Genomic DNA, 12,095 nt, shown 5'->3' with positions numbered 1-12,095 from the left:
AGCAATAAGCGACCCCAGAAAAGGGCTTTTTATTCTGATGCAAAAAATGAGCCGCCCGATTGTATCGGGGGCTCATTAAGATGGCTCGTTAGGCTACGAATGCTGTCGCATCCAAAGCTGTTTCATCGATGAAGAAGCGTTTGTACCATACCAGGAAGATATAGGCTGTCCAGATTTGACGGCCGTAATCCAGTTTCTTCGTATAGTTGTCATCCAAGATTTGCACCAGTTTCTTCGTATCGAAGAATTCGGCAGCGTAGTCGGAAGAGAAGGCTTTTCTGACTTCGTTATAGAAGCCTTCTTCACGCAACCAGTGACGGATTGGGGTAGGGAAGCCCAGTTTCGGACGTTTTGCCCATTCTTCCGGCAATACGTCAGCGGCTGCTCTCCGCAATACATATTTCGTATCGATTTCGTTGACACGGTAGTCTGATGGAATACGTTTTGCCAATTCCATCACTTCTTTGTCCAAGAAAGGAACGCGCAGTTCCAATGAATGGGCCATGCTCATCTTGTCGGCTTTCAACAGGATATCGCCAGGCATCCAAAGATTCAAATCAAGATATTGCATCTTCGTCACGTCATCGGCATCCTTCACTTGTGCGTAGATCGGTTTCGTGATGGAACGGATGGTAGGGCCGTTTTTGTATTCCGGTTTCAGAATATCCACAGCCTCTTCCTCATCCCAGACGATGGCTTGTCCGATGAAACGCTCTTCCACTTTTTGGCCGCCTTTGACCAAGAAGTTCGTCAAGGTATTCTTCGGAAGTTTGTGCGCCAGTTTGCTGACGCCCCTTCTCAATCCGTAAGGGATTTTTTCGTAGGAATCCATTTTCTTGGAAGGTTCGTACCAAGAATAGCCGCCGAAGATTTCATCCGCACCTTCACCCGACAGGACAACCGTCACATCTTTTTTAGCCAATTCGGCCAAGAAATACAATGGCACAGAAGAAGGGTTCGATTGCGGTTCATCCATGTGGTATTGGATGGTAGGAAGCGCCTTGAATGCCTCTTCCGGTGAAATATATTTGCGCACATTTTCGATGCCCAGTATTTTGGAAAGGTCCGCTGCCTGGTTCGTTTCATTGAACATTTTTTCGTATTCGGAGAAGCCGACCGAGAAAGATTTTTCCGGTTTCATCAAAGCTGTAACCAGACTTGAGTCGACGCCTCCGGATAGGAAGGCGCCGGTCTTCACATCACTGATTTTATGGGCGCGGACGGAGTCAGCCATGACTGCCTTGACTTCTTCCACATAGCTTTCCAACGTGCCGTTTTCCGCATGGAATTTTTTGTCCCAATACTCAACGGTATGGATATCGTTCCCTTTTAAAACCATATAGTGAGCCGGTTTCAACTTATAGACACCCTTGAAGAACGTTTCGTCCATGGAAGAGTATTGCAACGTCAAATACGGGCGCAATGCATCATGGTTCACTTCTTTGATGAATGCCGGATGGGACAAGAAAGCCTTGATTTCGGAACCGAACAACAGACTGCCGTCGGTTGTGTTGGTTGTGTAATACAACGGTTTGATGCCGAAGCCATCACGGGCAATGAACATGGTATCGTTTAATTTATCCCAAATCGCAAAAGCAAACATGCCGCGCAGTTGTTTAACGAAGTCATAGCCATATTCTTTGTAGCCGTAGATCAATACTTCACTGTCCGTTTTTGAATGGAAATGATAGCCTTTCTGTTTCAAATCTTCACGCAGCTCTTGGAAGTTGAAGATTTCGCCATTAAATACTAATATCAAATTTCCGTCTTCGCTGTACATCGGTTGTTTTCCATTATCGGATAAATCAATGATACTTAAACGACGGAAGCCTAAAGTTACCTTATCATCAGAATACACGCCGCCGCTGTCTGGTCCGCGGTGGATGATTCTATTCATCATACCTTCAATTACAGTCTGATGGTTCCATGCAGTCGATCCATGGACATATCCAACAAAACCACACATTTATACCACTCCTTAAGTATCTCTCGCTGTTACTCTAACTGTCTAGAGTCCAGTATATTCTATCACAAATGGAAAACCATTAAAAGGAATTATCCGTAGGTGCAAAGGAACAGCGCCGGGTTAGGATTAACTTATCCCCATCCTAGCGCTGTCCTGTAGATGCTTCAAGGATCAAAGCGATTTTTTTGTTTTACGAGATGGATCCAATCTTTTTTCAAATAAGCCAAGCATCCAGTCGGCTATGACGGCCATCAATGCAGTGGGGATCGCTCCCGCCAAAATGATGGCTGTCCCATTGGTGGCATTGACGCCGCGGGAAATGATGTCTCCTAGACCGCCGGCACCAATGAAGGTGCCGATGGCGGTAATTCCGATGGCAATAACCAGAGCATTCCGCAAGCCGGCCATAATCACCGATAGGGAAAGCGGTAATTCGACCATATAGGTCAACTGCATACGGGTCATGCCCATTCCTTTTCCGGTATCCAAAAGAGAGGCATCGATATTGCGCACACCCGTATAGGTGTTCTTGATGATCGGCAATAGGGAATAGAGGAAGACGGTCGCGATGACCGTATCCGAGCCGAGCCCAAGAGCCAGCATCAAGATGGACAACAAAGCCAATGAAGGGATGGTCTGGATGACGTTCGCAATCCCGATGATCCAGTCGGCCAAACGTTTGTTGCGGGCAATCCAAAAGCCGATAGGGATGGCCACGATTGCTGCGAACAGGACGCCATAGATGGAAATGAGGAAATGGCGCGTGAATTGTTCGAATACGTAGTTGCCGTTTTCCCTATAGTAGTAAAGCAACTGTTGCAGTACATTCATGTCACTTAAATTCATCATTTTCGCTCCTTCAAGGGTGTGACCTGTTTATCTTCAAAAAAGTTGTTCTCTGCCAGAAAGTTTTGGGCAACCGTCTGTGCTTCCACTAAGTCGTTATCCACTTCGTAGTTCATTGCTTGCATCATTTCATCGGTCACCGTATTTTCCAGTTTCAGCAGAATGGTTTCCAATTCAGGGTAAGCTTCCAGAATTTTTTTGGTTGCAACAGGACTGGCATCGTAAGGCGGGAATAAATGAAGATCATCCTCCAAGACGACTAGATCATAACTGGCAATCCGTCCGTCGGTTGAGTAGCCTAATACGATGTTCATCTCGCCGGCTTGCAGCGCATCATAGACGAGACCGATCTGCATCGGGTAGACGTGTTGGAAATCAAAGCCGTAGGTTGTTTTGAAGGCTTCATAGCCATCACCTTCACGTTTCATCCAAGAATTATCGATGCCGGCATTCAAAGTCGGAGCGAGGTTGGATAAATCGCTTATCGTCTGAAGATTGTTCTCTTCCGCAAATGCGCGCGTCACCAAAAACGCATAGGTATTCGCAAAGCCGTAGGACGGGAACCAAATTTGGTCGAATTGTTCATCAAACCCTTTCACGACGGCATCATAGGCTGCATCAGGATCAGTAAGCGGGTCCATGGCCAATTCCCCGGTCAGGGAAGTGCCTGTATAACGGACTGCCGATACATTTGCATCGCCACCCATCAAGGCTTGATGATTCAAAGTCGAGGACCCCAGATTATTGACCATGTCGACTGGAGCGTCCGGCAGGTAGTGGCCCACCATCCCTTTGACCATATAACTCAGTAATTGCATTTCGGTGGTAGTTCCACCGGTAATGACGATACCATCGCTGTTTACGGATGTGCCGAGCCCGGGTAGTGAGCAGGCGGCCAACAGAATTGTCGCTATCGGAAGCAAGAGCCATTTTGTTAAACGATTCTTCATCATTCTCCTCCTTTTGCAGTCGTTGTCTGAGGAGAAAGGACTTTTTCCAGCTTCCCTAAAAGGAAGTCGGCCAATAAAGCCAATAAGGTTACCGGTATGGTTCCCCAGAAGATCATTTCCTGATCGTAGACATTCAGTCCATTGAAAATATAATCTCCTAGACCGCCGGCTCCAATATAAGAGGCAAGCGTCGCCCAGGCGATGACATAGACACCGGCTAAACGGATTCCGGACATGATGACAGGAGCCGCCAATGGCACCTTCACTTTTATGATTATCTGATTTTCCGTCATCCCCATTCCTTTTGCGGAGTCCACAATAGTGTCAGCCACATTGGAAACGCCGATGAAGGTATTCCGGAGAATCGGCAGAAGGGAGTAAATGAACAAAGCGATGATTGCGGGAAGTTTGCCGATTCCGAAAAGAGGAATCATCAATGCAAGCAAAGCCAAAGAGGGGATCGTCTGCAGAATGGAGACGAAGCTGATGATGGGGCCAGAATGGCGTTTGAAACGTGTCAAAATTATTCCCAAGGGTACAGCGACAAGCACGCCTAGTGTTAAAGCCAGGATGGAAATATAAAAATGCTCGCCTATTTTAAACAGCAATTCAGAGCCGTTTGTTGTCAAGAAATCCATCATCATATCACCCCCTATCCATTTCGATGTCAGCCGTCGTTTCGATGACGTCCTCAGCCGGAATTTCTGCTTCTACGTCTCCCCAGATTGTGTCATAAACCATATCCACGATGGAAGTGCGGGTAATTAAACCAATCAGATGGTTCTTCTCATCGACGACTGGGATATTTTTATAGCCCAGTTTCAGTATCCGTTGTAGGGCATCCCTTACGAGCGTACCTTCACGAACAAAGGAAACTTTCGTCATGACTTCGCCAACCGGTACCGGTCGACGGCGGTTTTGCTCGATGGCTTCGAGGGTAAGCATCCCTTGCAAAGTTCCTGCGGCATCTGTGACAAACAAACTGTCGACGCGATGGATGCGCATCAATTTGATGGCGTCAGACAAGTTTTGTTCGGGAGAAACGGAGACGGGCTTTCGAAGCATAATCTGTTCCACCGTTCTGAAATGGGTCCTTGCTTGGCTTAAACGATCTTCTCCAATGAAAGTCTCGACAAATTCATTTGCCGGATTCATCAAGATGTTATCAGGCGTATCGAATTGCACAACTTTCCCTTCCTGCATAATGACGATGCGGTCAGCCAATTTCAAGGCTTCGTCCATATCGTGTGTTACGAAAACAACGGTCTTGCCGAGTTCACGTTGCAGATCCTTCACTAACTCCTGTAGGGAATCGCGCGTGATCGGATCCAGAGCTCCAAAAGGTTCATCCATTAAGATGATGTCCTGATCGGCGGCCAAGGCACGGATGACGCCGATCCGCTGTTGTTGCCCTCCGGAAAGTTCGGATGGATAGCGTTCCAAGAATTCTAATGGCAAATCTACTTTTTGGATCAGTTCTTCGGCTATTTTCTTTTGTTTGTCAACCGGCCATTTCAGTAATTTTGGTACCATAACGATGTTTTCAAAAATGGTCATATGCGGCATCAGGCCAATTTGTTGGATGACATAGCCGATTTTACGACGAAGTTCAACAGCATTCAGATCTTTGATATTTTTGCCGTTTATTCGTATTTCGCCGGATGTCGGTTCGATCATACGGTTGATCATCCGCATGGAAGTCGTTTTCCCGCTTCCGCTTGTTCCGATGAATACGATAAATTCTCCATCTTCAAAGGTAAGTGTGAGGGAATCGACAGCTATTTTGCCGCCTGGGAATTTCTTGGTCAATTTTTTAAATTCTATCATGGTTTCACCTCTAAATTTATTTTGATTTCACAAAGCCGTTATGTTACATTATCCAGCAATACCAATAATCTGCAAATAAAAAACGGGAAGATTGTGAAAAAAAGTCGAAAAAAAAGGCGCCTAATCCTTAGGGGTTAATGGTTATTTTGCTTTATTTTTATTTCCCAAAATTCGCTATTCCAAATTAGTTTGATGTTGATATGTGCGTGGTTCAATATTTTGATATACCGGCGGGAATAAGACGAAAAATGATGCTGTTTGCAATCAAAAGCATGGTCCGTGAATGCAAAGAATGATACGATGAATAAACAAGAAGAAAGCGTTCTATCCGTAAAGGTGAACATTTTCTTTCGGGGTGTTTCAAACCAATGCAGCGGATCGTCATAGACAGAATTTTGGAGGGAATAGAATGGGAAAAGCGTATATTTTATCAATAGACCAAGGCACGACGAGCACGCGCGCCATCATTTGGGACAAAAAAGGAAAAATCATTTCTTCTTCGCAGAGGGAAATCACGCAGTACTATCCTGAACCGGGTTGGGTGGAGCATGATCCTAGTGAAATCTGGATCACTGTGCAGTCCGCAATTGCGGATGCGTTGATCAGAGGAGCCATCCAACCGGCAGAGATTGCGAGCATCGGCATCACCAATCAACGCGAAACGACGGTCATTTGGGATAAAGATACTGGCTTGCCGGTCTATAATGCGATCGTCTGGCAATCCCGCCAGACTTCAGCGTTAGCGGATGAGCTAATCGCAGCCGGTCACAACCGTTTCATCCAAGAGAAGACCGGATTGATCATCGACGCCTATTTTTCGGCGACAAAAATCAAATGGATTTTGGATAATGTCACAGGAATAAAGGAAAGAGCCGAAAGAGGCGAGCTGTTGTTCGGGACCATCGATACGTGGCTCGTCTGGAAGCTGACCGGGAAAAAGGTCCATGTGACCGATGTTTCCAATGCCAGCCGGACCATGCTGTTCAATATCTATGACCTGAAGTGGGACGAAGAAATATTGGCTTTGCTGGATATCCCGGCTTCGATGCTGCCGGAAGTCCGTTCTTCATCGGAAGTATATGGGTACACCGAGGAGAACGATTTCTATGGATCGCGCATCCCGATTGCGGGCATCGCCGGCGATCAGCAGGCGGCGCTCTTCGGCCAGACCGGCTTCGAGCAGGGGATGGTGAAGAATACCTATGGAACAGGAGCATTCATCGTCATGAATACGGGGACTACTCCGGTAAAATCAAAGAACGGTTTGCTGACGACAATCGCTTATGGCCTGAACGGAAAGGTGAACTATGCGCTGGAGGGCAGCATCTTCGTCGCCGGTTCGGCGTTGCAATGGCTGCGCGATGAGGCCCAGCTGATCCGGACTGCAGCCGAATCGGAAGAATATGCGGAGCTGTTGGATTCCAACGAGAATGTCTACATGGTTCCGGCCTTTGTCGGCTTGGGCGCCCCCTATTGGGATCAGGACGTCCGCGGTGCGTTCTTCGGCTTGACGAGGGGAACCACGAAGGCGCATCTGATTCGGGCAACGCTTGAGTCGTTGGCTTATCAAACGAAGGATGTTGTCGACACGATGCAAAAAGATTCCGGCTTGCTCATCCGGAACATGCGCGTAGACGGGGGAGCCGCCCATAACGATTTCCTGATGCAATTCCAAAGTGACCTATTGGACACGACCCTGACCCGTTCAAAAATTATGGAAACAACGGCGTTGGGGGCAGCCTATCTAGCGGGCTTGGCTGTCGGCTTCTGGAAAGACACCGATGACATCGTGAAAAATTGGGAACCCGACCGCGAATTCCTTCCGCGGATGGATGCAGAAAAACGGGACGATCTCTACGAGGGCTGGCAAAACGCGGTCGCAGCCGCGCGCATCTTCAAACACAAAACAAAAAAAATGTGACGAATGGCTTCCATTTTTGCAGAATTGTCACAAATAAAAATTAAAAAATAGATAAAGTTCTATAAAACAAGCGCATGATACACCCGGTATGTTATAATAATGACAAACAAGGATCGACTGGAGGAATTGTAATGGCAGACACTCTTGAATTAGTAGTAATTACAGGGATGAGCGGGGCCGGGAAAACGGTAGCTTTACAGACTTTTGAGGATTTGGGCTATTTTTGCATCGATAACATGCCGCCAAGCTTATTGCCTAAATTTTGGGAGCTTGTAAAAGAATCTGGAAAAATAAGCCGTATCTGTTTGGTGATCGATTTGCGTTCCCGCGCATTCTTTGAAGAAATAATGTCTGCTGTCGATAGTTTGGACAATACTTCTTTCATCACAACCAGGGTACTCTTCTTGGATTCAAAGGATGATGTGCTCGTATCAAGGTACAAGGAGACGAGAAGAAGCCATCCATTGACGCAATCGGGCGGGACCGTCCTGGAAGGCATCCAAAAAGAACGCGAATTGCTGAATGACATCCGTACGCGCTCACAGCTGATCATCGATACTAGCGAAACCACGCCGCGACAATTAAGGGAGCGCATTTTGGATGCCTTTAAAGTCGATAATAAGGATGTCTTCCATATAGAGGTGATTTCTTTCGGATTCAAATATGGGCTGCCGATCGATGCCGACATCGTCATGGATGTCCGCTTCCTGCCGAATCCGCATTACGTGGATGAATTACGGCCATTGACCGGACTGGATAAGCCGGTATATGACTATGTCATGAAGCAGCCAGAAACGGAACTTTTTTACAAGAAATTCATCGATCTGTTGGAATACATCATTCCGGGATACAAAAAAGAAGGCAAAACCAGCGTCACGATCGCCATCGGCTGCACTGGGGGGCAACACCGGTCCGTCGCCTTGGCGGAACGGACCGGCCTGCAATTATCGAGCGACGGCTATCAGGTGAACACAAGCCATCGCGATAGAAACAAGCGCAAAGAGACGGTGAACCGTTCATGAGCCAAAATACAAGCAGAACAAAAAAAATCGTCGTACTCGGCGGTGGGACCGGCCTGCCGGTCATTCTGAAGGGATTAAAAGATTGCAATGCAGACGTCACCGCCATCGTTACGGTGGCGGATGACGGAGGCAGCAGCGGCATCATCCGGGACTACGTCAACATTGTGCCTCCCGGCGATATCCGCAATTGCCTGATCGCCCTTTCCGATTTGCCGAAGCTGCAAGAGGATATTTTCCAATACCGCTTCGATTCAAAGGATTCTTTCTTTTCCGGCCATGCCATCGGCAATCTGATCATTGCCGCCTTGACGGAAATGAAGGGGAGCATTTTTGACGCTATCCGCCTATTGTCCGTATTGATGGGTGTAAAAGGGAAAATTTATGCGGCTGCAGAAGAACCGTTGACGCTGTATGCGGAATTTTGGGACGGCTCCATCGTCAAAGGGGAATCCCAGATTGCCGGCGCACGCAAAAAAATCGAGCGCGTGTATGTCAAACCCTTTGATGAATCAAGAGAAGCCGTAGCATCACGCAATGTGATCGACAGCATCATGGAGGCCGATATGGTGGTCATCGGACCGGGAAGCCTCTATACAAGCATTTTGCCGAATCTGATGATCTCCGATTTGGGGAGGGCGGTCATCGAAACGAAGGCCGAGAAGGTCTACATCTGCAATATCATGACGCAGCTGGGCGAGACGGAGAATTTCTCCGATGCGGATCATGTCCGCGTCCTGCACCACCATCTAAAAGAAAAATTCATCGACACCGTTTTGGTGAATACGGAAAAAGTGCCGGAGGAATATTTGAATCAGCAGGCTGACGCAGAATATTTGCATCAAGTCAGACATGACTTCAAAGGCTTGCGGGCTGAAAATTGCCGCGTCATTTCGGCCGACTTCGTGGATCTGAAAAACGGCGGGGTCTACCATGACGGCAAGAAAGTCGTTTCTGAATTGTTGAATTTGATTTCCAGCATCAAAACAATCTAATCATCCTTTTTTCTAGTAGAAAGAAGTAAGAGGAAAGGAGAAAAAATATGTCCTTTGCAGCGGAAGTAAAGAAAGAGCTGACAACATTGGAGGTACATCGTGAACATGCCAAAGCCGAATTGACCGCTTTGATCCGGATGAGCGGCTCCGTCAGCATCTACAATCAAGCATTCGTCTTGAACGTCCAGACGGAAAATGCGGCCATCGCCAGAAGGATGTATGTGCTCCTGAAAGACCATTATTCATTCGAAAGTGAACTATTGGTGCGCAGAAAGATGAAGCTGAAGAAAAACAACGTCTACATTGTGCGCCTGAAGCAAGGCGTGAAGGAACTCTTGATGGATCTGAGTATCTTCGACGGGCTGTCATTCACGACGCAAGTTTCCGAAGACATCAAGACGAATGATCAGAAGGAAAGATCCTATCTGAGGGGCGCTTTCTTGGCGGGCGGTTCGGTGAACAGCCCGGAAACCAGTCGCTATCATCTGGAAATCTATTCCAATTACGAAGATCACAATCAAGACATCTGCGACATGATGAATCATTTCGATCTGAATGCGCGGACGATCGATCGCCGCAATGGATTCATAACCTATCTGAAGGAAGCGGAAAAGATCGCGGATTTCCTGGCTTTGATCGGCGCACACAATGCCATGATGAAGTTTGAAGATGTCCGCATCATCCGTGACATGCGCAACTCGGTCAACCGATTGGTGAACTGCGAAAATGCCAATATGAACAAGACCATCGATGCGGCTTCGAGGCAGATTATGAACATTGAGTTCATCGATTCCGTGGTCGGATTGGCTAAATTGCCTGACAAACTGAGGGAAATCGCAATCATCCGGTTGGAAAACCCCGATGTGACCCTGAAGGAATTGGGGGAGATGATTCCGAGCGGTGCCATTTCAAAATCAGGCATCAACCATCGCCTGAGAAAAATAAATGATTATGCGGATTCGCTGCGCATGCGGCATAGCATGCCCTGACGGCTGATAGTATTGGATAATATGTTAAAAATAAAAAACTGAGAGACAACCGTTCTGATATGCTCCCTCTATATAGGACAATGAATTAATTCAAGTCTTATATAGGGGGTTTTTTGTTATGTCTAAACGTCAAATGAAATATTCTGTGGAAGAGAGATGTAGAATCGTTGAGAGATGCCTTAATAATGAAATCAGTATTTCTGAGGCTGCAAGAGAACTAACCGTATCGAAATCGACAATCCAGAGATGGATTACACTTTATGAAACGGGTGGCCCATCGGCCCTTCTACCGGCAAAGAAGAACAATCATTACTCCAAGGAGTTGAAGTTGGCAGCTGTCACGGACTATCTGAACGGCCTAGGCAGCCTGATTGAAATCGCTAAAAAATATGGTTTGCGGAACAAGAAGCAACTGCAGAACTGGTTAAAGGTTTATAATACTCATAAAGACTTCAAAACGAAAAGTGGAGGAAGTACTATGAGCAAAGGTCGGATGACAACCGCAGATGAGCGTTTAAAAATCGTGTTGGACTGTTTAGAAAATGGGAAAGATTATGGTGCTATGGCTTTAAAACACCAAGTCTCCTATCAAAACATCTATCAATGGGTAAAGAGATATGAAGAATTGGGAGAAGCAGGGTTGGAAGACCGCCGTGGGCGCAGAAAAGGGACAATGCCCAGCCGGACTCCCGAGGAATTACTACAAGACGAATTAGCACGTTTAAAACGCGAAAACCAACGTCTACAAATGGAACTTGATGTAACAAAAAAATTCCAAGAATTAGAAAGGAGGAATCGTTGGCGGAAATAAGAAAACAAGCTGAGTACGAAACCATCAAGCAACTCCATACAGAAAAAGGTTATCCGGTGCAAGCGATGTGCGAAATCTTACATGTGACACGCTCCGCCTATTACCGCTGGCTTAAGCAACCGCATAGTCCAAGGGAGATTCGCAACAACCAAATCGCTGAAGTGGCAAAACAGATCTATGAAGAACATGACGATATGGGTTATCGTCGGATACGCGACGAGTTAGAAGGTAACCATGGCATTATCATCAGTGACAACCGCGCCCTTCGGATCTGTCGTAGCCAACAAATCCAATCCCGAATCAAGCATCGTGCAAATAGCATCACCAAAGGTGCACAAAATCCGTATCATATCGCCGAAAATCACCTCAACCGGAACTTTCGTGCAGATGCACCAAATGAAAAATGGTTGACCGATGTGACCGAATTCAAGTATTACGAAGGACCGGAAATTAAGAAAGTATATTTGAGTGCCATTTTGGATCTTTATGACCGTCGAATTGTCGCCTACATAATTAGTGATTGAAACGATATGCCGGTAGTCCTCCAGACTTTTGATGCGGCCATACAAAATGAACCGGATGCTCATCCGTTGTTTCACAGTGATCGCGGATTTCAATATACAAGCAAGCAATTCTGTGCGCGTTTGAGAGAGGCGGGTATGATACAAAGCATGTCCCGTGTCGCTCGTTGTATTGATAATGGCCCTATGGAAGGGTTTTGGGCGCTCATTAAGCGTGAAAAATATTACCGTCGTAAATTTACGAGTCGTT

General features: G+C 46.7%; 11 protein-coding genes. 6 read left to right on the top strand and 5 right to left on the bottom strand.

What is annotated here, in order from left to right; all coding sequences use genetic code 11:
• Window positions 1-88: 88 nt before the first annotated feature.
• The 5 genes from asnB to BM101_RS09675 form a co-directional block, all read right to left on the bottom strand.
• Window positions 89-1,966 carry an asparagine synthase (glutamine-hydrolyzing) gene (asnB, locus tag BM101_RS09695; protein WP_087032865.1) on the bottom strand — a complete coding sequence of 626 codons (1,878 nt, stop codon included), beginning with the start codon at window positions 1,964-1,966 and terminating at the stop codon, window positions 89-91.
• 171 nt (window positions 1,967-2,137) lie between these two features.
• The gene (locus tag BM101_RS09690; protein ID WP_281251098.1) at window positions 2,138-2,815 is read right to left on the bottom strand and encodes an ABC transporter permease; all 678 of its coding nucleotides are present in this window, start codon (window positions 2,813-2,815) and stop codon (window positions 2,138-2,140) included.
• Entirely contained in the window at window positions 2,812-3,762 is a 951-nt protein-coding gene (locus tag BM101_RS09685; RefSeq protein ID WP_087032868.1) for an osmoprotectant ABC transporter substrate-binding protein, read from the bottom strand. Before BM101_RS09685 ends, BM101_RS09690 begins: the two co-directional genes overlap by 4 nt.
• Window positions 3,762-4,403 carry an ABC transporter permease gene (locus tag BM101_RS09680; protein WP_087032870.1) on the bottom strand — a complete coding sequence of 214 codons (642 nt, stop codon included), beginning with the start codon at window positions 4,401-4,403 and terminating at the stop codon, window positions 3,762-3,764. The genes BM101_RS09685 and BM101_RS09680 overlap by 1 nt, the downstream gene beginning before the upstream one ends.
• Before the next feature lie 4 nt (window positions 4,404-4,407).
• Entirely contained in the window at window positions 4,408-5,589 is a 1,182-nt protein-coding gene (locus tag BM101_RS09675; protein WP_087032871.1) for a betaine/proline/choline family ABC transporter ATP-binding protein, read from the bottom strand.
• 409 nt (window positions 5,590-5,998) lie between these two features.
• Here BM101_RS09675 and glpK point away from each other — a divergent pair, with 409 nt between their 5' ends.
• The 6 genes from glpK (at window position 5,999) to BM101_RS09645 (ending at window position 11,848) form a co-directional block, all read left to right on the top strand.
• Window positions 5,999-7,510 (top strand): glycerol kinase GlpK, encoded by a 1,512-nt coding sequence (glpK, locus tag BM101_RS09670; RefSeq protein WP_087032873.1) that lies wholly within the window; start codon window positions 5,999-6,001, stop codon window positions 7,508-7,510.
• Window positions 7,511-7,641: 131 nt separating this feature from the next.
• Window positions 7,642-8,532 carry an RNase adapter RapZ gene (gene rapZ, locus BM101_RS09665; RefSeq protein ID WP_087032874.1) on the top strand — a complete coding sequence of 297 codons (891 nt, stop codon included), beginning with the start codon at window positions 7,642-7,644 and terminating at the stop codon, window positions 8,530-8,532.
• Entirely contained in the window at window positions 8,529-9,524 is a 996-nt protein-coding gene (locus BM101_RS09660) for a gluconeogenesis factor YvcK family protein (RefSeq protein ID WP_087032876.1), read from the top strand. The genes rapZ and BM101_RS09660 overlap by 4 nt, the downstream gene beginning before the upstream one ends.
• A 47-nt stretch (window positions 9,525-9,571) precedes the next feature.
• Window positions 9,572-10,513 (top strand): DNA-binding protein WhiA, encoded by a 942-nt coding sequence (gene whiA / locus BM101_RS09655; RefSeq protein WP_087032878.1) that lies wholly within the window; start codon window positions 9,572-9,574, stop codon window positions 10,511-10,513.
• A 118-nt stretch (window positions 10,514-10,631) separates the two neighbouring features.
• Window positions 10,632-11,324: a helix-turn-helix domain-containing protein gene (locus BM101_RS09650; protein ID WP_093399850.1), complete on the top strand. Its 693-nt coding sequence runs from the start codon at window positions 10,632-10,634 to the stop codon at window positions 11,322-11,324.
• Window positions 11,312-11,848 carry an IS3 family transposase gene (locus BM101_RS09645; protein WP_093399848.1) on the top strand — a complete coding sequence of 179 codons (537 nt, stop codon included), beginning with the start codon at window positions 11,312-11,314 and terminating at the stop codon, window positions 11,846-11,848. The genes BM101_RS09650 and BM101_RS09645 overlap by 13 nt, the downstream gene beginning before the upstream one ends.
• Window positions 11,849-12,095: the final 247 nt, after the last annotated feature.

The sequence above is a fragment of the Trichococcus palustris genome, assembly GCF_900114465.1.
GTDB lineage: Bacteria > Bacillota > Bacilli > Lactobacillales > Aerococcaceae > Trichococcus > Trichococcus palustris.
Note: the sequence above shows the minus strand (reverse complement) of the source record. Positions and strands in the feature narration are given on the sequence as shown.

What these genes read in the sequence shown, in the direction of transcription:
- asnB (WP_087032865.1), bottom strand. Translation starts at nt 1,966, where the DNA reads ATGTGTGGTTTTGTTGGATATGTCCATGGATCGACTGCATGGAACCAT.
- BM101_RS09690 (WP_281251098.1), bottom strand. Translation starts at nt 2,815, where the DNA reads ATGATGAATTTAAGTGACATGAATGTACTGCAACAGTTGCTTTACTAC.
- BM101_RS09685 (WP_087032868.1), bottom strand. Translation starts at nt 3,762, where the DNA reads ATGAAGAATCGTTTAACAAAATGGCTCTTGCTTCCGATAGCGACAATT.
- BM101_RS09680 (WP_087032870.1), bottom strand. Translation starts at nt 4,403, where the DNA reads ATGATGGATTTCTTGACAACAAACGGCTCTGAATTGCTGTTTAAAATA.
- BM101_RS09675 (WP_087032871.1), bottom strand. Translation starts at nt 5,589, where the DNA reads ATGATAGAATTTAAAAAATTGACCAAGAAATTCCCAGGCGGCAAAATA.
- glpK (WP_087032873.1), top strand. Translation starts at nt 5,999, where the DNA reads ATGGGAAAAGCGTATATTTTATCAATAGACCAAGGCACGACGAGCACG.
- rapZ (WP_087032874.1), top strand. Translation starts at nt 7,642, where the DNA reads ATGGCAGACACTCTTGAATTAGTAGTAATTACAGGGATGAGCGGGGCC.
- BM101_RS09660 (WP_087032876.1), top strand. Translation starts at nt 8,529, where the DNA reads ATGAGCCAAAATACAAGCAGAACAAAAAAAATCGTCGTACTCGGCGGT.
- whiA (WP_087032878.1), top strand. Translation starts at nt 9,572, where the DNA reads ATGTCCTTTGCAGCGGAAGTAAAGAAAGAGCTGACAACATTGGAGGTA.
- BM101_RS09650 (WP_093399850.1), top strand. Translation starts at nt 10,632, where the DNA reads ATGTCTAAACGTCAAATGAAATATTCTGTGGAAGAGAGATGTAGAATC.